Source organism: Pseudomonas sp. FP2309 (assembly GCF_030687575.1).
Classification (GTDB): domain Bacteria; phylum Pseudomonadota; class Gammaproteobacteria; order Pseudomonadales; family Pseudomonadaceae; genus Aquipseudomonas.
On sequence record NZ_CP117439.1, the window covers coordinates 2,000,799 to 2,025,852 of the forward strand.

A 25,054-nucleotide genomic window follows, 5' to 3' on the forward strand; every position below is an offset into this window, starting at 1 on the left:
ATCAGTAGAGGCTACGACTCATTGCCGTTGTTAACGACTGCACGCCGGCCTCAATTTTCTCCAGTGGTACGGCGCCGAAACCAAGAACGAAGCACCTGTTTTCCAGGCTGGGGACATTTTTTACGAAACAGGGCGTTCCAAGGAAAATCCCTTCGCGTCTGGATTCATTAATCATGCTCTGATAATTCACCAGTGAAGAACACTCGGCAAAAACATGAAGGCCCGCGCGCGCGCTGGAAAGGCTCACCATGTCACCCAGCGACTTTTCAAGAGATGATCTCAAGAGGTTCTGCCGGGATGAATACTCGGTACGCATCCTGCGAATATGCTGAGCAAAATGCCCTTCATGAATGAAGTCAGCCAGCGCTGCCTGGAGATGCAAAGCCCCCGGTCTGAAAAGCTTGGTACTGGCTTTGGCAAAGGCTTCTGAAAGGTGATGTGGAACCACCAGAAAGCCCATGCGTATCCCTGCGAACATCGCCTTGCTGAAGGTGCCTATGTAGATGACGCGCCCATCATTGTCCAAACCCTGGAGCGAAGGCAGCGGGGCGCCGTCGTATCTGAACTCGCTGTCGTAGTCGTCTTCCAGGACCCATAGATTTTGTGCTCGGGCGCTTTGAAGCAACTCCAGGCGCCTGGACAACGGCATCACGACGCCCGTCGGATATTGATGCGACGGGCTCACGACGACGATCTTTGTCCGTGGCGGGACGTCACTGTTCGCGAGATCCAAACCCTGTTCGTTGACCTCACCCGCTGCCACGTCCAGTCCCGACGCTGCAAAGACGGTAGGGAAGGCCCAGTGGCAAGGATTTTCGACGATCACTGTATCGCCTGCGTCTGCAAGCAATCTCGCACAGAGGTCAACGGCCTGGTGTGTACCGGTCGTGATAATGATCTGGCCGGGATCACAATTGACTGATCGTGAAATTTTCAGATAGCCCGCTATCGCCTCCCGAAGTTGACGTAATCCGCCATGGTCCGCATAGCCAGAGAGCGCCAGATTGCCTTTGCAAAGATGTCTGGCAACAAGCCGCTTCCAGATGTGAAACGGGAAGGCCTGTGAGTCGGCAATCCCAGGCACAAATGCTCCCGTGGTAGTGCCCATGCCGCCCGGCAAACAGCTCAATTGAGCACCACGCCTGGAAAGGTGCATGGAATGCTGCGTGTGTACGCTTTCGGGCGCAGCACCCAGTGGCTGCGTGAGGGTCGGGGCCACGTATGTCCCATTTCCGGCACGGGTAACCAGATAGTTCTCCGCGATCAGCCGGTCGTAAGTCAGGGAGATGGTGATCCGGGAAATCTCAAGGTCAGCGGCCAAAGCGCGGGACGAGGGAAGCTTCTGCCCCGCAACCAGCGTGTGGTCCAGCACTGCAAATCGGATGGTGTCATACATCTGTTTTTGCATTGGGATCGATGACTGCTTATCAAGATTTTTTAACAGCAGGTCAGTCAAGAGGACAGCGTGCATTCGAGTGGCCATATCAGAATATTCGGCCGTAGAGGCCGCGCGAAAACGTCTCAATGGACCCGACGTAATCCTGACGGCGTCGGGCCTGTTGTTACGCACTCGTTACGGCGCGTTACGGCTGTGGCGGTAGTCGCTGACCGCCTCGTAGACCGCTTTGCGCAAGCGGTTGATGCCGCCGATGGGGCGGTGCTCTTCCACTCCGAACCACGGGTTGAACGACTGGTTGTCGCAGGCCAGGTTCAGTTCCGGAGTATCGAAGTCCTGTGCCGGGATCCGCACCTTGGCCACGCTTTCATAGGGCGCATCGTTCTCCTTCCATTCAATGCTGGTGTCTTCGATCGGCATGAACTTCTGCGGGTTCTGCCGCTGAATCTGCAACACGAAACATGCTGGCATACGGTCGGTGGACAGTTGCTGGCTCAGGGCGCTGCGCAGGAAGTTCGGCAGGTCCTGGTTCTGTTTGGGCAGCGTGTATTCGGGGCAGCTTTGCGGGTCTGGCGCGACGCGGAATTTGGCGTTGGCTGTGCCGAACTTGTAGGGCGAAACGGAAAAGTACGTCGTCTGCGTCGGGCTTGCCGGAGCGGGTGCCAGGGTGGCCAGGGCGATGAACAAGTGGCGCACTTGCCAACTGCGAGGGTCGAGGCTGGGAAAGAACGCCAGGACTTTCTTGCCATCGGCCTGGGCGCCGATGTTCTGCGCGTATTCCGCCACATCGCTGACAAAAAAGTTCGGGTGGCTGAACATCACAAAGTCTTGTTCGCCCCGGCTTTGTTGGTCGGCCAGCAGTTGTTTACCCGGTACATCAAGCAGCTTGATCGCCATGCCGCGGGCGTCTCGGATGCTGTCGAACTGCGGGTAGGCGTTGCCGTTGGACAGCCGCATCGTCGCCTGCCAGGTTTTGCCGGGTGTGGCGAACACACCCTGGCGCAATGCCGGGTCAAGGTCGGCCAGCACGCTGACTTCGGCCTTCACGCAACCATGGGCTTTGGCGTGGGCATCGCGCAGGTAGCGCGTGCCTTCGCGGTGTTGGTCAACGATGCGCACGGCGGTCTGAATGATGCCCTGGGTCATCGCCGCTTCACCGGCCGGGATTTGTTCGTTCGGCGACACCGGCCCGCTGTTTTGCCAGGCGTACCAGGCGGTGGCTGCGAGCCAGCCGAACAGGCCCAGGCCGACCAGCCACAGCAAGGTCTTGCCAAGGAGCGCTCCGATGCGCAGCCACAGGCGCGCGAGCAGGGACGGTTGGTCATATCGAGATCGGATAATCATGGCAATTGTTGCTCCAGCGGGCCGCCCAGCACTTTGAGATATTCCAGCAGCGCCCAGCGCTCCTGTGGCAGCAAGCCACGGCCGATCACGCCATTGCCACGCTCACCGGCACGGAATTCGTGGCCGCTGTTGTGGTTGCCGGTAATTTTGGTGTCGAACAGAAAGGCATTTTTGAACGCGCCGGTCTCAAAGCCCAGGTGACGCGGGTTGTAATTAAAGGTGCCTTTATAGAAGGTGGTGCTGCGCTCGTCCTGAGGCGAGAGCAGTTGGTAGATCGTCGGCACCGAGCCGTTATGCAGGTACGGCGGAGTGGCCCACACGCCGGCCAGTGGTCGGGCCTTGTAGGCGCGCAACTCGCGCACGCCAATCGGCAGGCCGTAGCCATCCAGGCGTGGCCGCTCGGCGGGGGTGACACCGGCAGCGCGGTAGGCATGGTCTTCGACGAACGCGGTGACGTAGGCCAGGCCCTTGGCCACCGACATTTTTTTCAAGTCCAGGGGCTCGGTCGGCGTCGGGTGCAGCTCGACATTGAGCGTTGCCAACTGCGCCGGGTCCCATTGCAGGGCGCTCAGGTCATAACGCTGGTCGGCAATATTGCTGGCAGTGCCAGGGTCGGTGCCGATGTAGTCCACCGGAAGCATCTTCAGGTGCTGTACCGGACGACCACCTTCCGCGCTGACGGCGGGCACATGGCAGCCGGCGCAATTCTCGCCGAACAGCGCACGGCCCTGGGCGGCGAGGGGCTTGTCGATGGGGCCGAACAAATCTTCGGGCCAGGTGGGCGGCTTGAGCCGTTGCAGGGTTTCTTCGATCAGGTTGAGGTCGCGCACCCGCACGCTGGAAGGGTAACGCGCATCGCCCTGGAGCGGCTGGCCGGCAGCGTCGAAAAACGTCAGCGTCGCCCCAACACCAAGGGCCTCGCCGATATTGCGCGCCATGGGTTGCTGGGCCGAGCCGTTCCACTGCACCCAGTCGAAGGTCCAGATATCCCACAACTGCGGGTAGTCCACCGGCGCATTGGCGACGCGATAGTTGTCCGGGGAAATGGCATCGCCAAAGCTGGCATTGGCGATGCGCCCGAACGCGTCGGTACGGCCCGGGCCTTCTTCGGTGGGGTAGAGGCCACGGTGAGTGTCGTTCCAGGCAACTTTGAGGAATTGGTTCAGCGACTGTTTGAAGTCCTGGCGCAGTTGGCCGTGCTCGGCGTCGTAGCGGTTACCCAATACCTGGCGGGCGAAACGCTCGAATTTCCACGGGTTGTAATAGGTGGCCGCGAGGCTGGCGACCAGCGCCTGGCCGAAGCTGCCACCGCGCAGGGTCGGCACGCTGGAGGGCAGCACATGTTGCGCAGAACCGCCGTCGATCCGCAGGGCCTGGCCTTTGAAATGCAGCTCGCCGGTATGGCAGGCGGCGCAGGTGATATCCAGGTATTCAACGGTGCTGCCGGCGTTTTTATGCCGCGCAAAACCTACCGGCAGGTTGCCGGGATTTTGCGCCGTCGGCACTTGTTTCGGGTCGACCAGGAAGCCGAAGCGCGCCAGGTAATCGGGCGTGGCAAAACGTCGCTCGGAGAACGGCAGTTCCAGGGCGGTGAACCAGTCGTAATGCAGGCCTTTGACTTGCGTGCCCTGGGGCGTGAAGTAATAGGTCTGGCGGTCGGCGGCACTCCATTGGTCCTGGTAGTGCACCTGCTCCACGGGCACGTAGTCCGGCAGCTTGGGGTTGAGGGTGTAATAGATCACCACGGCCAGCAACAGGACCGAAATGGCGAGTATCAGGAGTAAAACACGGGAAAAAATGCGCAAGATAACTATCCTTGTCGAGTTGTCGCGTTGTTATGCCACTACGGCACAGGTGCGGCAAGTGGCCATGAGCCTGGCGCCCAGTGGTCCCACGATCCTTCGCGGGGCCTCATCATGGATGAAAATGCTTTTAAACACGTGAACTTATCGGAAGTTTCCTGCTCACATGCCGGTAGCCATTGGTCGTGGCCGCCTGATAAGCTCGCGACTTTATTCGAATGCCCTATTGGCGCATGAACAAGGAAATAGCATGAAACAGCATCGGTTGGCGGCGGCGGTGGCCCTGGTTAGCCTGGTACTTGCGGGTTGTGATTCGCAGACCAGCGTAGAGCTGAAAACCCCGGCGCAAAAAGCTTCCTACGGCATCGGCCTGAACATGGGCAAAAGCCTTGCTCAGGAAGGCATGGATGACCTGGATTCCAAAGCAGTAGCCCAAGGCATCGAAGATGCCGTCGGCAAGAAAGAGCAGAAGCTCAAAGACGACGAACTGGTTGAAGCGTTTGCCGCACTGCAAAAACGTGCTGAAGAACGCATGACCAAGATGAGCGAAGAGTCGGCGGCCGCCGGCAAGAAATTCCTCGAAGACAATGCCAAGAAAGACGGCGTAGTCACCACCGCTTCCGGCCTGCAGTACAAGATCATCAAGAAGGCCGACGGCGCACAGCCCAAGCCGACTGATGTGGTGACTGTTCACTACACCGGCAAGCTCACCAACGGCACCACCTTCGACAGCTCTGTGGATCGCGGCAGCCCGATTGACCTGCCGGTCAGCGGCGTGATTCCAGGTTGGGTCGAAGGTCTGCAACTGATGCACGTTGGCGAGAAGGTTGAGCTGTACATCCCGTCCGACCTGGCCTACGGCGCCCAGAGCCCGAGCCCGGCGATTCCAGCCAACTCCGTGCTGGTGTTCGACCTGGAACTGCTGGCCATCAAGGACCCAGCCAAGGCTGACGCTCCTGCTGCACCTGCCGCCAAGAAGTAATCGGCGCTTGAAAACACAACGCCCCGTCTCGACGGGGCGTTGTCGTTTCTGGGCGTTTAACCCTGGCCCTTTGCGATGGCGGCGTAATCCAAACGAACGTCCGTCACCTGTAACAGTCTGATATAAGACGCGAGCAGGGCTAGCCGTACACAAGCGCCAAGTCAATGAAATCTTGGGTTTTTTTGATGTGCGCAAAAAACGCCCGATCTAACCGCAAGCCTTGTAATCCGTGGCTCTCAGCCGGTAAAACAGGCTCTGTTCACAAGGTTATCCACAATTTGTGTGGATAACCTTTCTGTTTGATGGAACTGGAGTGACAGATGAAACCACCCTTCAATTTCACCCGTTTCCTGCCGCTGGCCGCGCGCTTGCTGGGCCATGGGCGCCTGCCGACGCTGTTGTTTGCAGTGGCCGCCAAAGGCGCGAGCCAGGGCAATCGCCTGGGTACGCTCAAGGATGATCTGAAGTTGCTGCAAGCGTTGTGTCTGGCCTACTGGCGCGGCGAGTATCGGGCGATCAGTCCCAAGGCGCTGATCTCGGTAGTGGCGGGATTGATGTACTTCCTGAGCCCGATTGATGCAATCCCGGACTTTATCCCCATGTTTGGCATGCTCGATGACATCGCCGTGCTGGCATGGGTCATGAAGGCCCTGGCGGGCGAACTGAGCGCGTTTCGCGCGTGGCGTGACGCCCAGCGCCCGGAAAAGCTCGCGGTCGTTGAGCGCCTGCCTGCGACCCCAGCCTTGCTGGCCAAGGAAAACCCGCAAAAAAACTGACATTGCGCCTATCCCCTGCGACCTTTGTGACTGTTAGGATTACACTCCTAAGGAAAGAGCTTACTTAGTAAGAGCAGTTATCCTACGGGGCAGTCATGGATATTCAGATCATTTCACGCAATGGCGAACCCGAATACGCGGTGTTGCCATGGGACCAGTACCAGGCGCTGCTTAAAGCTGCCGGTCAGCGGTCGCCGGCCCACACTCCTTCTCCTGCCACCCACGCCGCACCCACCCAGGACCTGCGCCCGCTGTCAGACCTGCGCAGCTTGCGTGAGACCAAGGGCCTGGCCATCGAGGCTCTGGCCCGCACCGTGGGCATCAGCCCTTCGTATCTCGGATTGATCGAAAGTGGTGAACGTCAGCCGGATGCCGCGATCCGCCGTAGTCTGGCCTGGGAATTGGGCATTGCAGGTTGGAGGGATGAATCTTGAGCCTACGTATCAGCCGTCAACACTGGGATGGCTTACTCAACGAACTGGACCAGGCGCGCCGCCAGCGCCATCTGCTGACGTACCGTGCATTGCTGGAGCGTCTGCAATTTCCTACACCGGCGATGCAAACCCTGGCCGCGGCCTTGGAGCATCTGGCGGCACTGGACGCCAAGGCCGAGCAGCCGTTGCGCAGCTCTCTGGTGATCAGCCAGGGCGCCAGCCGCCTGCCGCGTACCGGGTTCTTTGAATGCGTGGAGCGCCTGGGCCGCTTCAGTGGGCCGTCCGATGGCGTGGCGGCCGCCTCCTGGCACGCCTCGGAAGTGGTGCGGGTGTTCGAATATGAGTATCCCGAATCCGCCGAGGCTTAAAGCGCCTGGGTCAGCGCGTCCATGCTGTTGATCACATGGATGCTGTAACCGGCCACATTCTTTGCATGATGCTTGGCCTGCGACGCCAATTCCGCCAATTGGCTGGCATCGAGTTGTCCACAGGCCTGTGGATATAAGTGCACCACCCCGATCGATAGCGACAGCAGCGCGAACTCTTGACGCAGGCCCTGACGGTTCAGCGCCACAAAACAGCCAGCTTCAACGTGTTCGGCGCGATAGAAGCGTCGGCACTGGGTGTGGAAGTCGTCCAGCAGCTGATTGAGCCGTTTGCGCCAGTCCTGTGGCCCGAGCACCAGCAAAAAATCATCGCCGCCGATATGCCCCACGAAGTCGCGGCTGGGGTCTACCCGGTCATTCAGGCATTGCGCCAGACACAGCAACACCTCATCCCCGCGCCCGTAGCCGTAAATGTCGTTGAACGGCTTGAAGCTGTCGATATCCACGTAGCAGATCACCGACTCGCGTTGTTGCTGCAGCAGTCGCGTCAGGCATTGTTGAATCGGCACATTGCCGGGCAACAGGGTCAACGGGTTGGCATAGCGCGCCTGTTGGATTTTCAGCTCGGTGATCAGCTTGAGTACGTCGATCACCCGGCCCAGGCCCAGGTAATCGCCATTGAGGGTGATGATGAAATCTTCTTCGATACGTTGCCGCGCGCGGCTGGTGAGCAGGCGGCTGACCTGTTGCAGCGATTGACTCAGCTCCACCGCCAGAAAGTCGGTGCTCATCAGGCGACTGATGGGCTTACGCGCGAACAGGTCGGTGGCAAACGGTTTGAGCAGCGCGTCTGACAGCGAATGCCGATGGACGATGCCCACCGGCTGGCCGCGACCATCCAATACCGCGAGGGAGTTGAGGTTGGCCTGACGGCGGAATGCCTCAAGCACTTGTGCGGTGGCCGTGTCCTGGTCCACCGCCGGTTGCTCGTTGAGCAGGGCGCTTAGGTCGCTGCCTTCATCGTTGAGGGCCGCGTTGGTTTGCTCCGGCTTGGGCAGCATCTGGCGTGCTTCCTGCGGTGGATGCTCCTGCGGACGACAGAGCAGGTAACCCTGGACCAGGTCCACGCCCATTTCGGTCAACACCGCGAGTTCCTCGGGCAATTCGATGCCTTCGGCAATCACTTGAGCACGTGACGCTTTGGCGATTTGCAGGATCGAGCCGACAAACTCACGCTTGAGTGCGTCCTGATGAATGCCGTCGATAAAGTGCCGGTCGATTTTCACGTAATCCGGGCGCAACTCCGACCATAAGCGCAGGCTGGAATAGCCGGCACCGAGGTCATCAAGGGCGATCGAAAAACCCATGTTGCGGTAGTGATGCAGGGCGGTTTGCAGCAGGTCGAAATCGTCGGTGGGGGTTTGTTCGGTGAGTTCGATCACGACCTGGCTCGGCGGTATGCCGAAGTCGCGCAGCAGTTGCAGGGTGCGCCCCGGTTGGTGCGCCGTTTCCATCAGGGATTCCGGCGAGATATTCAGGAACAGCTTGCCGGGTAACTTCTGGTCGCTGAAGCGCCGACAGGCACTTTTGCGACAGGCCATCTCCAATTCGCTCAGACGCCCGGCCTGATTAGCCACGGCGAACAGGGCGACCGGAGAGTGCAGCGGACTGTTGGACGGGCCACGGCTAAGGGCTTCGTAGCCAATAATGCGTCGTTCGGACAGGCTGATGATCGGTTGGAACAGGCTGTGCAAGCTGCCTTGAGCCAGGATAGAGCCCAGTGCATTCAGCTGTTCGGTCATGGTCATGGCGATCTCGATCGAAAAAAAAGGACCGCAGGCGTTGCGCCTGCGATCCTTTATTTCACGACAGAATGATGACTGTATGATGACGCTCCGCGGAGCGCTCACATTAAATTGCCATCACCTACTGCTTGGCGACCTGTTTGGTGACTTTGAGGTAGTCCAGCAGGATCCGGCCTGTCTCGGCCAGGTACGCGTCATCTTCCGGCTTGGTTTTATCGGCCTCGGTTGGCAGCGCATCTTCATCTTCTTTTTTCAGCTCCTTGAGCGGATCTTCACCCTTGGCCTTGCGGCGGATGTTCTCCAGCACCAGTTGCTTGTTCTCGATGTCGGTGTGCTGCTTGCGGCGGTCCACTTCGTTGAGGCTGACGGTTTTTTCTTCCATCAGCTTCTTGGCCAGGGCCAGCTTGTCGCGGATAAACACGAACTCGGCGTCCTTGGCGGAGCGGGTATCGTGGTCAGCCTTCAACTGCGCCAGGAATGGCTTGAACGGATCCGACGCCGGCTTGATCGCAGGGCGGATGGTGTCCCATGGCATGGCTTCCGGCAGGGCGCTTTCGCCGATTTCCTTAGTGTCGATGATCGACGGGAAATCGATGTCCGGCAGTACGCCCTGATGCTGGGTGCTCTGCCCGGAAACCCGGTAGAACTTGGCCAGCGTCAGCTTGAGCTCGCCATGGTTCAACGGCTGAATGGTCTGCACGGTGCCTTTGCCGAAGGTCTGGCCGCCGATGATCAGCGCACGGTGATAGTCCTGCATCGCACCGGCGAAGATCTCCGATGCCGAGGCCGAGAGGCGGTTGACCAGCAACGCCATCGGGCCTTTGTAGAAGGCACCTGGGTTCTCATCCTCAAGCACATCGACACGGCCGTCAGCGTTGCGTACCAACACGGTCGGGCCTTTGTCGATAAACAGGCTGGTCAGCTCGGTGGCTTCCTGCAGGGAACCGCCGCCGTTGTTGCGCAGGTCGATGACCACGCCGTCGACTTTTTCCTTCTGCAGCTCGGTCAGGATTTTTTTCACGTCGCGGGTGGTGGACTTGTAGTCCGGATCGCCCGCACGGAAAGCCTTGAAGTCCAGGTAGAAGGCCGGGATCTCAATCACTCCCAGCTTGTAGTCCTTGCCATCCTGCTTGAGGTTGAGGACTTTCTTCTGCACGGCCTGGTCTTCGAGCTTCACCGCTTCACGGGTGATCGACACGATCTTGCTGGTCTGATCGTTCGGCGCATTGGTGTGCGGAATCACTTCCAGGCGCACCACACTGCCTTTTGGTCCGCGGATCAGCTTGACCACTTCGTCCAGGCGCCAGCCGACCACATCAACCATCTCTTTGTCGCCCTGGGCCACGCCGATGATCTTGTCGGCCGGCGCGACCTGTTTGGTCTTGTCGGCCGGACCTGCCGGCACCAGGCGCACGATCTTGACCTGGTCATTGTCGCTTTGCAGGACGGCACCGATGCCTTCCAACGACAGACTCATGTTGATATCGAAATTTTCCGCGTTATCCGGCGACAGATAATTGGTATGCGGATCGTAGGACATCGCGAAGGTGTTGATGTAGGCCTGGAAGATATCTTCGGCACGAGTCTGGTCCAGACGTGCCAGTTGATTCTTGTAGCGCTTGGTCAACAGTTCCTGGATGGCCTTGGGCTCTTTGCCGGCGATCTTCAGGCGCAGCACTTCGTCCTTGACGCGTTTGCGCCACAGGTCGTCGAGGGCGGCGGTGCTGGTCAGCCAAGGGGCGTCCTTGCGGTCCACCAGAAGGGTTTCCTTCTGGGTGAAGTCGAGTTTGTCGACACCTTTGTCCAGCTCAGCCAGAGCGAAGTCCAGCCGCGCTTTGACGCGATCCAGGTAACGCTTGTAGATGGTGAAGCCAGGCTGCAGGTCGCCGCTTTTGAGGAAGTCGTCGAACTGGGTCTTCCACTTGTCGAACTCAGCGATATCGCTGGCCAGGAAATAGCTGCGCGAGGGGTCCAGCAGCTTGAGGTAGCTGTCGTAGATGATCACCGAACGGGCGTCGTCCAGCGGCGGCTTACTGTAGTGGTGGCGCTTGAGCAACTCAACGACGTTGAGGCTGGCAATCACCTCATCGCGGTCAGGCTGAAGGTTGTCCCAGCTGTTGGCTGCGAACGTATTGGTCGACATCGACGCGAAGCCGAGACCAATGAAAAAAGCGAGGGCGGTGCTGGGGAACAGATGCTTCATGCTGATTCGACGCGGGGGCAATTGATAACGCATATTAGGCCGTCTTTGAAGTTGCCGGTTCCATAGGGGCCGGTCGCATAATGCAAAAAGCCCGGCGCTACTGCTACGGGCTCAGTCCGGACTCACTATGGAGGCACTGTGAAAGCATTGCAAGGCGTTGAAGGTCATGTGGAGTGGTTGGAAGAACCAAGTCCTACATGTGATGTGGGCCAAGTTCGCATCCGGGTGGCGGCAGCGGGCCTCAACCGCGCCGATTTATTGCAGCGTGCGGGGCTCTATCCGCCACCGCCTGGTGCGAGCCATGTGCTGGGCCTGGAGTGTTCCGGGGTGATCAGCGAAGTGGGCGCGGGCGTGTCCTGGCAGGTCGGGGATCGCGTCTGCGCACTGCTGGCGGGTGGCGGCATGGCCGAAGAAGTGGTGGTGGATGCGCGGCACGTGCTGCCGGTCCCCGAAGGCGTGTCGCTGGTCGAGGCGGCGGCATTGCCTGAGGTATACAGCACGGCGTGGCTCAATCTGTTTCAACTGGCGGGCGTCAAGCCGGGTGAGAAGGTGTTGTTGCATGCCGGCGCCAGTGGTGTGGGCTCGGCCGCTATCCAGCTGTGCAAGGCATTTGGCAGCCCGTGCTGGGTCACTGTCGGCTCGGCAGAACGCCTGGCGTATTGCGAAGACTTGGGCGCCCAGGGCGGCGTGGTACGAACTGATGGTATCGAAGGGCTGCGCGACTTTGGGCCGTTCGACGTGATTCTCGACCCTGTGGGTGGCGACTATGCGGCGCTGGACCTCAAGCTGCTGGCGTTGGATGGACGTTGGGTGCTGATTGGGTTGATGGGCGGTCGCGAGGCGCAGTTGGACTTGGCCCAGGTGCTGGGCAAGCGTATTCAGTTGTTGGGCTCGACCCTGCGCAGCCGTAGTGATCAGTTCAAGGCGGACCTGCTCTGCGACCTGCGCCAGCAAGTCTGGCCCTTGTTTGCCGAGGGGCGCCTGAGCCCGCAGTTGGCCAGGACCTTCGCGATCAAGGACGCCGAGCCAGCGTTTGCCGAGCTGGCGACCAATCAGATTTCAGGGAAGTTGGTTTTGGTGATTGACGAAAGCCTCACCTGACCCAGTTTTGAAGTGGAATCAAATCAAATTGTGCGGGCTTGCTCGCGAATGCAATGAGTCAGATGAAACATTCTTCACACAGACACCGCATTCGCGAGCAAGCCCCACATTTGAATCCGGCTGAGTCAGGCCCAGTGGTGGATCGGCCAACCAGTCTTTTCGGCGTGTTCGCGCAATACCGGGTCCGGGTTTACCACCTGCGGGTGATCCACTTTCTGCAGCAGCGGCAGGTCATTCCGTGAGTCCGAGTAGAAATACGCGCCCTCAAGCGTCTCACCTTCCTGCGCCAGCCACTCCAGCAAGCGGGTGATCTTGCCTTCACGATAGGTGAGCACACCGGCTGTTTTGCCGCTGTAAACGCCATGGCCCACGTCCAACTCGATCCCCAGCACTTCATCGATACCGATGCGTGCGGCAATCGGCTTCACCAGGTGAGTGCCCGAGGCCGAAATCACCAGAATCCGGTCACCGTTTGCACGGTGGCGAGCGATGGTTTTAGTGGCATCGCTGTAGATCAGCGGCTCAATCACGTCCTCCACCCACGGCTCCACCAGGTGCTCGATCTCCTCCGGTGTGCGGCCGATCATCGGCTCCAGGCTGAAGTCCATGAAGTCTTCCATGCGAAGCTTGCCCTGGCTGTAGGCATCCATCAGCTCGTTGTTGGTGCGCATGAACGATTCCGGGTCGACCCAGCCCAGACGGCCCATCTGCTCGCTCCACAGGGTCGCGCAGTCGCCGTGGATCAGGGTGTCGTCCAGATCAAAAATTACCAATGCCATCCGTTACGCTCTCTTAGTCAATCGTTGCATCAGGCTACTTCACACAGCGCACTGGGGTCGATGGAAAGTGCCAGGCGCTGGCCGTCCGGGTGCAGGTCGTCGGCCGAGCGGTTGAGCACGTCCACCACCAATTCCACCCCGCGGGTTTCAATGCGATAGCGGATCACGTTACCCAGCAGGCTGTGGCTGCGGACCAGCGCGTCCAGTTCGCCACTGCGGCTCAGCTCGATGGCTTCCGGCCGAATGGCGATGCGCCCGCTGATCGGGCGTTGCAGCAGTTGGCTGGCTTTGTCGGCATCCAGCAGGTTGTAGTTGCCGATGAAGCCGGCGGCAAATACGTCAATCGGCGCGGTGTAGAGCGTTTCGGCATCGCCGCTTTGTACGATCTTGCCCTGATTCATCAGGAAGATGCGGTCGGACATGGTCAGCGCTTCTTCCTGATCATGGGTCACGAAAATCGTGGTCAGGCCCAGCTCGCGTTGAATCTGGCGGATCTGTTCGCGCAGATGCTTGCGAATGCGCGCGTCCAGGGCCGACAGCGGTTCATCCAGCAGCAACAGGCGCGGGCGCGTGACCAGGGAGCGGGCCAGGGCCACGCGTTGGCACTGGCCGCCGGACATCTGGTGCGGGTAACGCGCGGCCAGGTCTTTGAGCTCCACCAGTTGCAGCACTTGCTGCACACGTTCGTGGCTGTCGTCGGCGTTGACCTTTTGCATGCGCAGGCCGAAGGCGACGTTCTGTTCCACCGTCATATTGGGGAACAGCGCATAGCTCTGAAACACCATGCCGATGTTGCGCTTCTGTGGGCTCAGGGGAACGATGTCCTGACCATCCAGCAGAATTTTCCCGCTGTCCACCGAGGTCAGCCCGGCGATGCAGCGCAGCAAGGTCGACTTGCCACAACCGGAGGGGCCGAGGAGGGTGACGAACTCGCCCTTGGCGATTTCGCAGTTGATGTCACTGAACACCGGTGTGCCGGCGTAGCCCTTTTGCAGATGTTGGACGCTGACGAAGCTCATTGGCTTTTGTCCTTGTTCAAGATATTGGCGGCCCAGGTCAGCACCAGCACAAAGAAGAAATAGGAAATGACCACGGCACTGGTGAAGTGGCCGCTGCTGTTGCGCATGTTGTTGAGGTACACCTGCAGGGTCTCGTAGCGGGTGCCTACCAGAATGTTGGCAAACACGAACTCACCGAACAGGAATGAGAACGACAGCAGCAGCGCCACCATCAAGCCTTTGCGCAAGTTGGGCAGCACGACGAAGATCGCCGCTTGCCAGGTGCTGGCGCCCAGCAGTTGCGAGGCGTCCATCAGGTCGCGCAGGTTGATGGCTTGCAGGTTGTTGGTGATGGCTCGGTACATGAATGGCAGCGCCACGGTGAAGTAGCAACCGATCAGGATCCACGGCGTCCCGACCATCGCCAGCGGCCCGGAACCATACAGTTGCAACAGGCCCACCGATGACACCACCGGCGGTACAGCGAACGGCAGCAGGATCAGGATGTTCATCAGCGCGTCGAGCCTGGGGAAGTGGTAATGCACCACGAACAGCAGCGGCAGGATCAGCACCACCGACAGGATCAGCGCGCCCACGCACACCAGCAACGATTGACCGAAGGCCATTAGAAAGCGCGGGTCGCTCCACAGCTGTACATACCACTTGACCGTGAAGCCGGCCGGCAGAATGGTCGCCGACCAACTGCTGGCGATGGAGTAGACGAAGGTGCCCACCAGCGGCAACACCAGGATCGCAAACAGCATGTACACCACCACGCGGTGGTAGAGGGAGGCCGAACCGGCTTCAGCGCGAGACATGGTAGCTCCTCTTGAGCAGCAGTTGATGGACCACCGTCACCACGGTCATCAGCGCCACCAGCACCACGGCCAGCGCACTGGCCATGTTCGGGTCCAGCGACACATCACCGGAGACCAGTCCCGCGATGCGGATCGGCAGCACGTTGAAGTTGCCGGTGGTCAGCGCGTAGACAGTGGCGTAGGCGCCCAGGGCGTTGGCCAGCAGGATCACGAAGGTGCCCAGCAGCGCCGGCGTCAGTACCGGCAGGCCGATATGTCGCCAGAACTGCCAGCCGTTCGCGCCGAGCAGTGCCGCCGACTCACGCCAGTCTTCGCGCAAGGCATCGAAGGCCGGGTACAGCAGCAGAACGCCCAACGGAATCTGGAAGTAGGTGTAGAGGATGATCAGGCCGGTTTTGGAGTACAGGTTGAAGTCCTGAATGATCCCCGCCTGCTTGAGCATGATGGTGATGCTGCCGTTGAACCCCAGCAAAATGATGAACGCAAAGGCCAGCGGCACGCCGGCGAAGTTGCTGGTCATGTTGGCGAAGGCGGTCACGAAGTTGCGCAGCGGTCCGTCCACGCGGCGCAGCGAATAACTGCCCAGGGTGGCGATGATGATGCCGAAGATGCTCGAGTAAAAGCTGATCTCCAGGCTGAATTGGATCGCTTGCAGGTAGAACCTGGAGCTGAAGATGCGCATGAAATTTTCCACGCCCCAGCCCGCCTCTTCGGTTTGCAGGCTGTTGACCAGCACCCACACCAGCGGGGCGATTTCGAACACGATAAAAAACAACGCGAAGGGCACCAGGCACAGCAGGGCCAGCCATTTGCCGCGAGTCATGGCATTCACTTCAATAGCTCCCGGCACACAGGTTTGTCGTGAGGCACGCCCAACAGTTCACACACGGTGCCGCACAGGTCGGTCTGTTTGGGCGCGGCGTTGGCATCCAGGCTGAACGCAGCGCCGAGCACGAACAACGGTACTTCCCGTTCTTCGGGCAGCAGGCCGTTGTGGGAGCGGTCATTGTTCATGCCGTGGTCGGCGGTCACCAACACTTGATAGCCAGCATCGAGCCAGCCTTGCAGGTAGTCGGCGAGGAGGATGTCGGCCGAGCGCGCGCTGTTGCGGTACTGGGCGGTATCGAGGCCGTGCTTGTGGCCGGCGTCGTCAATGTTCATCGGGTGCACCACCAAAAAGTCTGGCGCGTGCTTGAGCCGAAGGCTCTCGGCGTCGGCAAACAGGTGGGAGTCCGGGTAGTGGTCATTCCAGTAGAAATGCCCGTGTTGGATTGCCAGCGTCTTGTCGTCGGTATGACGATCGCGGGCGGCGAGAAAGGGCGTGCGGTTATACAACTCGCTCACCCAGTGGTAAGCCGCCGCGGCCGTGGTCAGGCCTGCATCGCACGCGTAGTGGAAAATGCTGCGCTGGTTGGACAGGCGCGAAACCTGGTTATGCACGATGCCGCTTTTGATCGGAGGCACGCCGGTAAGGATGCATTCATACAATGGGCGGGACAGCGAGGGCAGTTCACATTCCAGTTTGTAGAGGGCTGCGCGTCCTGCGCCGACATAGGCCTGCAAGTGCCCCATGGCGTGCTTCGCAACCTCGAAGTTCAGGCCGTCGAGCACGACAAGGATGACTGGGTACTTCATGGGGGCGACGCTCCGCAACGATTGACTTGGCTCGATTCCTCTGGAGGAACGGTGTCAAAAAAGTGGGAACGGGCCGGCTCGCGAATGCGGTGTTTCAGACGGCAAAGTCAGTTGACTGAACGTACGCATTCGCGAGCCAGGCCCGCTCCCCCATTGGATCTCCACCGGAGCTCCAATGGGGGATTAAACCCTTACTTCATCTCTACGATGACCTGCTCGTTCCACAACTGAGGCAGCTTTTTGGAGGTGGCTTCCCAGGCTGCGGCATCTTTGATCGGCTGCGGATTGGCCTTGGTGTACTGCTCGCCCGGGATCAGGTTCTTGGCGATCTCGGCGGGCAGTTTCAGGTCGGTCTCGGCACGGATCGGACGCGCGTTGCCCTTGGCCAGGTTGAGTTGGCCAGCATCGCTGAAGATGTATTCGCGGGTCAGCTTGGCGGCGTTCGGGTGCTTGGCGTACTTGTTGATGATGGTGGTATAGCCGGATTTTACCGAGCCGTCCGAAGGGATCAGCACCACGTAGTCATCCGGGTTGGCCATCTTGGCTTTGTAGCTCAGGCCGTTGAAGTCCCAGACGATACCCACTTCCACTTCGCCCTTTTCCATGGTGGCGATGGTCGGGTTGGACAGGCCGAGTCGGCCTTGCTGAGCGATCTTGGTGAAAAACTGCAGGCCTGGGGCGATGTTCTTTTCGTCGCCTTTATTGGCGATGGCAGCGGCCAGCACGGCGTTGGAGGCCTGGGCTGCGGTGCTCACGTCACCCACCGACACCTTGTATTTGCCGGTTTGCAGGTCTGCCCAACTGGTGGGGACTTCGGAACCGTGCAGCAGCTTTTTGTTGACGATAAACGCGATGGTGCCGGTGTAGGCCAGGGCCCAGTGACCGTCTTTGTCTTTTGCCCAATCCGGGATCGAAGCCCAGGTAGAGGGTTTGTAGGGTTGGGTCACGTCCTGCTTGACCGCGATCGGGCCGAAGGCGGCACCGACGTCGCCGATGTCGGCACTGGCGTTGTCTTTTTCGGCTTTGAACTTGGCGATTTCCTGGGCCGAGCTCATGTCGGTGTCGATGTGCTTGAGACCATAGGTCTTGGCCAGGTCTTCCCACGTGCCTTTCCAGTTGGCCCAGTCATCGGGCATGCCGACGCTGTTGACGGCACCTTCCGCTTTCGCGGCGGCTTCCAGAGTTTTTAGATCGGTATCAGCGGCCATGGCGGCGGTGCACATGGCAATGGTCGAGCCTAACAGTGATGCCAGGAAAAGCTGTTTCATCCGAAGCTCCTTTGGGCGTTTTCAACGCGGCGTTTTTATGAACGTTTGCGGTGGTGTTGGTCTAGGTCAGAGCAATACCTGAGCCAATCTAGGCTCGATGCATGACAGTTTCATGTCGATGTGGTTTTTTTTGCGCTGACGTCGGCCTGCGCAGATTGAGCGTAGACCATGCTCAAATGCCCGCAGGCCCTGGACTTGGCCGATGTATTGCAAGACTTGCGGCAGCCGGTTCAGACGCGCTGTCATCTGTCGGTCATCTGCAATGCCTACGCTTGCACGCAGTCGCCAGCGCCCAATTGCCGAGCGGTTTATGCACCTGAACGGTGCTGGTCTAGTCCAGATAGGTAACGTTGATGCGTGATGAGGCAATCAAGGCGGTTACATCCATCGGCCTGGCGCTGCAAGAGCAGATCGACCACGGCCTGTTGCCGCCCGCCAGCAAGTTGCCCGCCGAGCGCAAGCTCAGCGAGTTGTTTGGTACCACTCGAATAACCGTGCGGGAAGCCTTGTTACAACTGGAAGCCCAAGGGCAGATCTACCGTGAGGAACGCCGAGGCTGGTTCGTTTCGCCGCCGCGGCTGGCTTATAACCTGATGCAACGCAGCCACTTTCACGCGATGGTCAATGACCAGGGGCGTGTGGCCTCCACCGAAGTGATCAGCGCACGGTTGCAACCGGCCTCGGCGGCGGTGTGCGCGTGGCTGCAACTGCCGGCGCTGTCCCGCGTGATCCAGATTTGCCGGGGCCGGCGGATTGATGGGCGACTGGTGTTGTATGTGGAGCACTACCTGAACCCGCAGTATTTTCCGGGGATTCTGGAGTGTGACCTGAATCAGTCGATGACTGAGTTGTATGCACGCAAGTACGACCTGCATTACGGGCGGGTGCGTTTCGAGATTGTGCCGACGTCACTGCCGGTGGAAGCTGCCGCCGCGTTGCGCGTGTCGGTGGGCAGCCCGGGTTTGCGTATTGCCCGGGTCAACTATGACCAGCACCAGCGGTTGATCGACTGCGATCTGGAGTTTTGGCGGCATGATGCTATCCACGTCGGTGTGGATGTCGTCTAACCACCCGCGGGCTTCTGTAGTGAGCAGGCTTGCCCTGCGCCGGGCTGCGAAGCAGCCCCAAAACCAGACGCCGCGCAGTTTCTGACGTACCGCACTCCTGAGTACTGGGGCCGCTTCGCGACCCAGCGCAGGGCAAGCCTGCTCACTACAGGAGGCCGGAGCGGCTAGGGCATGAGGGTTTTGATCACTTGGTCCACATTGGTTTCCAACTCTGTCACCGGGTCGGCGCCGTCGACGTTCAACACCAGCAACTTCGAGCCACCTGCCGTGATGGCGGCTTTCACCGCCTCACTCGGCTGACGATGGTGCAGCACCACGGCCACGTCGTTGTCCTTCAATTGGGCACTGAATGCCTGCAACGCCTCAGGCGTCCAATCGGCATCGGGCCGTGCGTCGGTGCTGACCTGTTCCAGGTTCAGGCTGCTGATCAGATACCCGAAGTGATCGCTCAAACTGACCACACTCAGGTTGTCCGCCTCGGCCAGCCGAGCCTCGCTGTCAGCGTTGAGCCTGAGCAGGCGCTGTTTGAGCGCGGCCAGGTTGGCGTCGATCCTGGCCTTGGCACCCGGCGCCAGGCGGCTCAGGTCGGCAGCCAACACATCGGCCATGCGCCCCAGGTTGTTGCTTGATTGCCAGGGCTGGCTGTTCAAGCCGTCGCTGACGCCCGGTTGTAAGGCGATCCCCGGCAAGCCGCCATCCACAGGCCGCGCGGCATCGACTTCGACGATACGGATGTTGCTGCGCCGTGCCACCGGGTACAGCGGGTCATCTGCCCACAGCGAGCGCAGGCCGATCGCGGCGTCGGCGTCCTGGGCCAGCGCACTCAGTGCCGGGGCGCCACGGCCGGTGAAGTAAGAGACCTGGCGTGAGCCCGGCAGATTGGCCGGCGCCGCGCGCTCCAGGTGTACATCGGTGCCTTTAAGCAGCGCCTCGGCGAGGCCAAAAGTGATCGGCAGCGAAGCCAGAACTTTGACGGGGTTGGTGGCGTGAGCGCCCGGTTTGGCGGGCTCGGCGGCCATCAGCGGTGGGGTGATCAAGCAGGCGATGGCCAGGGCCAGAGGCCGAAGAACAGAGCGCATTATCCTAGGTTCCCTTTAAGGCTGGGCACGGTGCCGCGGGCGATGGCGGCAAGGGCGAAAGCGATACCGGCCATCAGAATGATCGCGGCACCGGAGGGGATGGGCAGGTCAAAGATGATCGGCAGCAGGATCCCGCACAGGGTGCTGACGGTGGCGATCCCCACCGAGACCCAGAAGAAGCCTTTGAGCGACTGGCTTAACAGGCGCGCGGCGGCGGCGGGAATCACCAGCAAGGCGCCCACCAGAATCGCGCCGATGACCTTGACTGCCGCCACGGTGATCAGTGTCACCAGAATCACGAACAGGTAGTCCAGGGTCTTCACCGCCACCCCACGCACCGCTGCCAGTTGCGGGTTGAAACTGGCGAGCATGATGCGGTTGTACAGTGGCAGCGCCAGGGCCATGACCAGTGAGCCGACAATCGCCAGCACCAGCAAGTCGTTGCCGTTGACCGTCAACACCGAGCCGAACAGCACGTTTTCGAGAATGTGCACGTTGATCTTGCCCGCCAGGATCAGCAGCAGGCTCGCACCCAGCGCCAGGGAGACCGACAGGAACACGCCGATCAAGGTATCCGGCGCCAGGCCTGTGCGGTTGCGCAGGTAGTTGAGCAGAATGCCGAACAACAGGCAGTAACCGAACAGGCTGCCGTAGGGCCCGGTGTAGGGTTCGCCGAGCAGGATGCCCACGGCTACGCCGGTCAATGCGGCATGGCCGACCGCTTCGGAGAAAAACGCAAAGCGCTTGACCACCACCAGAGTGCCCAGCCCCCCCAGTACCGGGCCGATCAGCAGGCCGGCGAGCAGGGCGTTGACCACAAACCCATAGGCCAGCGCCTCGGGCAGGTAGCCGGACGAGGCCCAGCCCTGGACCATTAAGCGAAACGCTTCATAACTCATTGCGCCGAGCTCCGAGGGTGGGTGGAGAACAGGGTCAGCAGGCGGTCCGGGGTCAACGCCTCTTTTGCGCTGGCGTCGAACAGCACGCGGCGGTTAAGGCCGGTGACACGGTCAGCCAGGCGGCCGACGGCTTCGAGGTCGTGTTCGATCCACAGCACGGTGATGCCAGCCAGGCGCCAGTCGTTGAGCAGGCGCTCGAAGACCTGGGTTCCCGCTTCATCGAGGGCCGACATCGGCTCGTCCAGCACCAGCAACTGCGGCGCGGGTATCAGGCCCTGGGCCAGTAATACGCGCTGACGCTCACCGCCCGACAGCGCGCCCATGCGCCGCTTGCGTTTGTCCTGCATGCCGACGCGCTCCAGCGCATCGCCAATCGCGGCGGCGTAATGCTTGGACAACCCCAGGAACGCCTGACGCCGTTGGCACATGGCGGCCATGAAATCGTCGACGGTCATCGGCAAGCCGCGGTCGAACTCCAGCGCCTGTGGCACATAGCCGATGGTGCCGGGCGTGCTCGGCCAGACCAGGCGCAAGCGGCCCTGGTGCGGGGTTTGCCCGAGCAGGGTCTTGATCAACGAGCTTTTGCCGCCACCATTGGGGCCGACCAGGGCATGGATGCTACCCGGCTGTACCTGGAACGCCACGCTGTCGAGGATCACGGTGCGGCCCAACGTCAGGGACACGTTGTCGAAATCAAGGGTGGGGCCGACGCTGGCGACCTTCAGTTGCTCGGCCGCGGTCATGCGCCCGACTCCTGAATCGCCCGGACCACGGTGTTGAGGTTGCCGGTCATTTCCACTTCGTACTTCTCAGCGCTGTATTCACCGTAGGAAATATGCGACAGCGGGTACAGCTTGACCCCCGATTCACGCTGGATGGTGTCGACGTAGGTGGAGGGGAAGTCCATCTCCGAAAAGATCACCTTCACATCCAGCGCGCGCAGTTCGTCGATGGTTTTCTTCAGTTGGCTGGGGCTGGGCTCGATACCGTGGGCGGGTTCGACCACGGCGGTCACTTCCAGGCCGAACTCACGCAGCAGGTAGTCGTAGGCCGCATGCACCGTGGCGACACGCAGGTCCGGGTTGGGCGCGCGGGTGAGTTTGGCCAAAGCCTCGGCGCGCATCTGGCGCAGGCGTTTGCCGTAGGCGCGGGCGTTTGCGGTATAGGTCTTGGCATTGTCCGGATCGAGCTTGCCCAGTTCGCGGGCGATGTTGTTGACCTGGGCAATCGAGGCGCTGATGGACAGGAAGGTGTGGGGGTTGACCACCTTGCCCGCACCGCGTGCGGCATTGCCGGTGGCGGCCAGCAGCGGCACGTTGGCGTTGGCTTCGATTACGGCAATGTCCGGGCGCTCGCTGGTGGCGATCATCCTGTCGGCGAAGTCGTCATGGCCGACGCCATTGAGCACGATCACGTCCAGGGTGCCGATACGCTTGATGTCTTCGGCGCGCGGCTCGTAGGCGTGGGGGTTGAAACCGGCCGGAATCAACGGCACCACATCGGCCTTGTCGCCGACGATATTGGCCACGTAGCTGTAATAAGGATGCAGGGTGATACCGATACGCAGGCGTTTGGCCGCCTCGGCGTGTGCCAGCGGGGCGAGCATCAGGCTGAACAGACCAACCAGCAGCAGGCGTAACAGGGGAGATGAAATGGACATGGGCAATCGGTCTTCTCGTTCAGTGACGGTGCTGGCGGGTGACGCCGGCGTCGAATTGCGCGACCACCTGCCGCCAGCCGGCTGCGATCAGCGCCTGGTCAGTGAGGTCAGTGGGGGCGGCCAGGTCTTTGCCGCGGTTGAGCCAGATATCCGGCTCGGTGCCGTGCACGCGCATCAGCAGTGAACCGCTGGTCGCGGGCGCCTGACTCAATCCCAGGTACGCCGAGGGCGTGAGCAATTGCCAGTGATGGTCGCCACGGCTGACCGAGCTGGCATCCTGAGCGAATGGCGCGAAGCCTTCTTCGGCCAGTTGCTCAGGGGTTGGCAAGGCGCTTTGCTCCTGCTGGAGCAAGTGGATCTCGTCCAGCGTCACGCGCAGGTCGGCGTAGATGCCTTGTTCGCTGGCGCTCAGGTCGCGGCGCGCGTCCAGCTGGTGGCTGGGTACTGCGGTTATTTCCTGGGATTCACCGTGCAGCGCGACCACGGTGCCAGCCACCGCGAGGATGATCAGACACAGCAGCAGGACGTAAAGGGTTTCGTGACCGGCACCGGCGGGGCGTACAACCTGAGTCGTACTCATTGGGGCTGGATATCCGCTTGGTCGATTTCCACCACATGGCCAGGGCCCGCATCAAACAGCACGTAGAACTCGGCGGACGGTTTTTTGAAGGTCAGGGTCGAATCCTGGCCGAGCTTGCCGGGTACCAGGATGGTTTCGTCGTAGCCGATCACATCCAGGGTCACGCCGGGCGCGCCACTGCCATCGGAGAAGCCTCCCTTGCACTGGATCTGCTCGCCGGGGATTTCTTTGCATTCGCACATGGGGTTGTGTGCCAGCGCGACGCTGCTCAAACCGGCACTGATTAACAGTGCGGCGCAGCCACGGGTAAGGCGCTTGAACGTCATGGTTTGACTCCTTGCTTGTTCAGCCAGGCAACAGTGGCAGGCGAGGCCTGGCTCAGCGGGATGGAACCCTGGTGCATCGTGCCGTCCCAGCCTTCCATGGTGACCCACAGTTCGGCGTCGGCGGGCGTTCGCTCAGGCACGGGCAGAGCGGCGCCCATGCGGTACGGCGTGCCGAAGAAGATCACTCCCGCAGCCCGCAGGCTGCGCGGTTTACCGATACGCAGGTAAGTGGCTTTGACCTGGTCGGCACAGGTGGCGCACAGGGCGGCATTAAAGAACTTCATGGGGCCTGCCGGGTCGGGGCGCGGGCCTTCATTGCGGAACTCAGCGAGGGTCAGGCTCCAGGGGCCAACCTGCACGTCCCCCGCCACTCGTTCGCCGATGCCCGTGTCACCGCGAAACAGCGCGGCGTCGGCGAAGTACTTGGGCATAAAGCCCAGGGGCACGAGTAACAGCAGAACATTGATATGAAAGCGCCATTTCAGCCAAAAGGCCCTCAACGGCGTCGGCGGTGCGGTGGTAGCGACCTTTTTCATGGGTTAGCCTCCGAGGTTTCAGCCTGCATGGCGGCGATGGCCTGAGGTTGGCGGGGCGCTTTTTCACTGCGCTTGAGGGCATTGACGGTGGCCAGGGCCGTGCGCTTGGTCCAGATCAGCAGGCCGCTCAGTACCATCATGCTCAGCACCAGGCCAAAGAACGCCCAGATCAGCTTGATCCAAATGCCTCCGAAGTCACCGGTGTGCAACGGGCGCATGGATTCGGTGACGAACTCCAGGGCGGTACGGTCGGACAGCAGGTGCGAGACCGCGATTTCGCCGCTATAGGGGTTGAGTTGGGCAGTCTGGTACATCAGTGGGTACCAGCCGCGGCCGCCGATCTGCAGGTGGCTGTAGGCATTGAAGGGCAGGCGCACGAAACTCGCCTCCAGCCCGGGGATGCGCTGGGTTGCAATCTTGATGGCTTCGTCCAGGGGAATCATGGGCGCCGGCACGCCCGGTGCCGAGGCCGGTACTTTGTCGCGGGCGATTACCGGGACGATGGGTTCGCTGGAAATTGAAATCTGGTTGTCGGACAGGATCGCCTCGATCAGGAACCAGATACCGGTGATGGAAATGACCGCGATAAACCAGATCGACCAGATACCGCTGAGGCGGTGGAAATCACCCCAAAAGATCCGCGCGCCGTGGCGAAAACGCAGGGTTGGTTTGAAAAAGCCTTTCCAGAAACGCTTGTAGACCACAAGCCCGGTGATCAGCGAGGCCAGCAGCGGCAGGCCGAGCAGCGATACCAGATACCAGCCCCAGCTGTAGCCATTGGTGAAGGGCACCAGCCACCAACCGTGCAGCGCGCGGGTGAATTGACGGAAGTCGAACGACGGGCTGATGCCCTGGATCGCGCCGGTATAGGGGCTGACGTAGACCTCAACCGAGCGTCCGTCGGGGTAGCTGAGGTCGACGCTGAGGGCGAAGTGCGATTCATCCGGACGGCTGAGCGATTGGACGATTACCTGGGGCTCGGCACGCTTGATGGCGCTGACCACTTGGTCGTAGCTCAGGGGTTGCGCGTCATCCGACGGCTTGCTTGCGCGGATGTCCGGGTTGGCCAGCCAGACGATTTCCTGGCTGACCACGGCCAGGGTGCCGGTGACGCAGACGATCAGTACAAAGAACCAGATGGGTAAAGCCAGCCAGCTATGTATGAGAAACCAGAGTTTGGAGCGCGACTTCTTCGACATGTGAATGAGGGTCTTGATCGGAGGAGGGCGATAGAGGCCCA

General features: G+C 60.7%; 25 protein-coding genes. 6 read left to right on the plus strand and 19 right to left on the minus strand.

Going from position 1 to position 25,054, the window contains the following annotated elements:
• Position 1 precedes the first annotated feature (1 nt).
• The 3 genes from PSH59_RS09290 to PSH59_RS09300 form a co-directional block, all read right to left on the minus strand.
• Positions 2-1,456 carry a PLP-dependent aminotransferase family protein gene (locus tag PSH59_RS09290; RefSeq protein ID WP_305394864.1) on the minus strand — a complete coding sequence of 485 codons (1,455 nt, stop codon included), beginning with the start codon at positions 1,454-1,456 and terminating at the stop codon, positions 2-4.
• Between the two features lie 117 nt (positions 1,457-1,573).
• Positions 1,574-2,740 (minus strand): catalase family protein, encoded by a 1,167-nt coding sequence (locus PSH59_RS09295; protein ID WP_305394865.1) that lies wholly within the window; start codon positions 2,738-2,740, stop codon positions 1,574-1,576.
• Complete coding sequence (locus PSH59_RS09300; protein WP_305394866.1) at positions 2,737-4,545, minus strand: di-heme-cytochrome C peroxidase; 1,809 nt, start codon at positions 4,543-4,545, stop codon at positions 2,737-2,739. Before PSH59_RS09300 ends, PSH59_RS09295 begins: the two co-directional genes overlap by 4 nt.
• A gap of 247 nt (positions 4,546-4,792) precedes the next feature.
• On the opposite strand from PSH59_RS09300, the gene PSH59_RS09305 reads away from it, so the two are divergent.
• The 4 genes from PSH59_RS09305 (at position 4,793) to PSH59_RS09320 (ending at position 7,102) form a co-directional block, all read left to right on the plus strand.
• Complete coding sequence (locus tag PSH59_RS09305) at positions 4,793-5,524, plus strand: FKBP-type peptidyl-prolyl cis-trans isomerase (protein ID WP_003172938.1); 732 nt, start codon at positions 4,793-4,795, stop codon at positions 5,522-5,524.
• Positions 5,525-5,844: 320 nt separating this feature from the next.
• The gene (locus PSH59_RS09310; protein ID WP_305394867.1) at positions 5,845-6,300 is read left to right on the plus strand and encodes a YkvA family protein; all 456 of its coding nucleotides are present in this window, start codon (positions 5,845-5,847) and stop codon (positions 6,298-6,300) included.
• Positions 6,301-6,395: 95 nt separating this feature from the next.
• Entirely contained in the window at positions 6,396-6,734 is a 339-nt protein-coding gene (locus PSH59_RS09315) for a multiprotein-bridging factor 1 family protein (protein ID WP_305394868.1), read from the plus strand.
• Complete coding sequence (locus PSH59_RS09320) at positions 6,731-7,102, plus strand: hypothetical protein (RefSeq protein ID WP_005786715.1); 372 nt, start codon at positions 6,731-6,733, stop codon at positions 7,100-7,102. The genes PSH59_RS09315 and PSH59_RS09320 overlap by 4 nt, the downstream gene beginning before the upstream one ends.
• Here PSH59_RS09320 and PSH59_RS09325 read toward each other — a convergent pair.
• Complete coding sequence (locus PSH59_RS09325; protein WP_305394869.1) at positions 7,099-8,868, minus strand: bifunctional diguanylate cyclase/phosphodiesterase; 1,770 nt, start codon at positions 8,866-8,868, stop codon at positions 7,099-7,101. The two genes, PSH59_RS09320 and PSH59_RS09325, sit on opposite strands and share 4 nt — an antisense overlap.
• 118 nt (positions 8,869-8,986) lie before the next feature.
• A complete protein-coding gene (locus PSH59_RS09330; protein ID WP_248083868.1) occupies positions 8,987-11,068 on the minus strand; it encodes a carboxy terminal-processing peptidase in 2,082 nt (693 codons plus the stop codon).
• Positions 11,069-11,206: 138 nt separating this feature from the next.
• Here PSH59_RS09330 and PSH59_RS09335 point away from each other — a divergent pair, with 138 nt between their 5' ends.
• Positions 11,207-12,169 (plus strand): zinc-binding dehydrogenase, encoded by a 963-nt coding sequence (locus PSH59_RS09335; RefSeq protein WP_305394870.1) that lies wholly within the window; start codon positions 11,207-11,209, stop codon positions 12,167-12,169.
• Between the two features lie 125 nt (positions 12,170-12,294).
• Here PSH59_RS09335 and PSH59_RS09340 read toward each other — a convergent pair whose 3' ends face one another.
• From PSH59_RS09340 to PSH59_RS09365, 6 genes are all read right to left on the minus strand, one after another.
• Entirely contained in the window at positions 12,295-12,948 is a 654-nt protein-coding gene (locus tag PSH59_RS09340; protein WP_248083866.1) for an HAD family phosphatase, read from the minus strand.
• A 29-nt stretch (positions 12,949-12,977) separates the two neighbouring features.
• A complete protein-coding gene (locus PSH59_RS09345) occupies positions 12,978-13,967 on the minus strand; it encodes an ABC transporter ATP-binding protein (RefSeq protein WP_305394871.1) in 990 nt (329 codons plus the stop codon).
• A complete protein-coding gene (locus PSH59_RS09350; protein WP_248083864.1) occupies positions 13,964-14,764 on the minus strand; it encodes an ABC transporter permease in 801 nt (266 codons plus the stop codon). The genes PSH59_RS09345 and PSH59_RS09350 overlap by 4 nt, the downstream gene beginning before the upstream one ends.
• Entirely contained in the window at positions 14,751-15,587 is an 837-nt protein-coding gene (locus tag PSH59_RS09355) for an ABC transporter permease subunit (protein WP_305395284.1), read from the minus strand. The genes PSH59_RS09350 and PSH59_RS09355 overlap by 14 nt, the downstream gene beginning before the upstream one ends.
• 5 nt (positions 15,588-15,592) lie before the next feature.
• A complete protein-coding gene (locus PSH59_RS09360) occupies positions 15,593-16,399 on the minus strand; it encodes an alkaline phosphatase family protein (protein ID WP_248083863.1) in 807 nt (268 codons plus the stop codon).
• 191 nt (positions 16,400-16,590) lie between these two features.
• Positions 16,591-17,667, minus strand: a complete 1,077-nt coding sequence (locus PSH59_RS09365; RefSeq protein WP_248083862.1) for an ABC transporter substrate-binding protein — start codon at positions 17,665-17,667, stop codon at positions 16,591-16,593.
• Between the two features lie 353 nt (positions 17,668-18,020).
• Between PSH59_RS09365 and PSH59_RS09370 the strand changes: the two genes are divergently transcribed.
• Positions 18,021-18,734, plus strand: a complete 714-nt coding sequence (locus PSH59_RS09370; protein ID WP_065924533.1) for a UTRA domain-containing protein — start codon at positions 18,021-18,023, stop codon at positions 18,732-18,734.
• 164 nt (positions 18,735-18,898) lie between these two features.
• On the opposite strand, the gene PSH59_RS09375 is transcribed toward PSH59_RS09370, so the two are convergent.
• The 8 genes from PSH59_RS09375 to PSH59_RS09410 are packed head-to-tail and all read right to left on the minus strand — an operon-like array spanning position 18,899 to position 25,013.
• Positions 18,899-19,813, minus strand: coding sequence for a metal ABC transporter solute-binding protein, Zn/Mn family (locus PSH59_RS09375; RefSeq protein WP_248083861.1), 915 nt, complete (start codon positions 19,811-19,813; stop codon positions 18,899-18,901).
• Positions 19,813-20,712 carry a metal ABC transporter permease gene (locus tag PSH59_RS09380; protein WP_248083860.1) on the minus strand — a complete coding sequence of 300 codons (900 nt, stop codon included), beginning with the start codon at positions 20,710-20,712 and terminating at the stop codon, positions 19,813-19,815. Before PSH59_RS09380 ends, PSH59_RS09375 begins: the two co-directional genes overlap by 1 nt.
• Entirely contained in the window at positions 20,709-21,455 is a 747-nt protein-coding gene (locus tag PSH59_RS09385) for a metal ABC transporter ATP-binding protein (RefSeq protein WP_305394872.1), read from the minus strand. Before PSH59_RS09385 ends, PSH59_RS09380 begins: the two co-directional genes overlap by 4 nt.
• Positions 21,452-22,372 (minus strand): metal ABC transporter substrate-binding protein, encoded by a 921-nt coding sequence (locus PSH59_RS09390; RefSeq protein ID WP_305394873.1) that lies wholly within the window; start codon positions 22,370-22,372, stop codon positions 21,452-21,454. Before PSH59_RS09390 ends, PSH59_RS09385 begins: the two co-directional genes overlap by 4 nt.
• A 19-nt stretch (positions 22,373-22,391) precedes the next feature.
• On the minus strand, positions 22,392-22,952 hold the full coding sequence (locus PSH59_RS09395) for a DUF6162 family protein (protein ID WP_248083857.1): 561 nt from the start codon (positions 22,950-22,952) through the stop codon (positions 22,392-22,394).
• Positions 22,949-23,278 (minus strand): hypothetical protein, encoded by a 330-nt coding sequence (locus PSH59_RS09400; protein WP_248083856.1) that lies wholly within the window; start codon positions 23,276-23,278, stop codon positions 22,949-22,951. Before PSH59_RS09400 ends, PSH59_RS09395 begins: the two co-directional genes overlap by 4 nt.
• Positions 23,275-23,814 (minus strand): thiamine pyrophosphate-binding protein, encoded by a 540-nt coding sequence (locus PSH59_RS09405; RefSeq protein WP_305394874.1) that lies wholly within the window; start codon positions 23,812-23,814, stop codon positions 23,275-23,277. Before PSH59_RS09405 ends, PSH59_RS09400 begins: the two co-directional genes overlap by 4 nt.
• Positions 23,811-25,013 (minus strand): PepSY domain-containing protein, encoded by a 1,203-nt coding sequence (locus tag PSH59_RS09410; RefSeq protein WP_305394875.1) that lies wholly within the window; start codon positions 25,011-25,013, stop codon positions 23,811-23,813. The genes PSH59_RS09405 and PSH59_RS09410 overlap by 4 nt, the downstream gene beginning before the upstream one ends.
• Positions 25,014-25,054 lie beyond the last annotated feature (41 nt).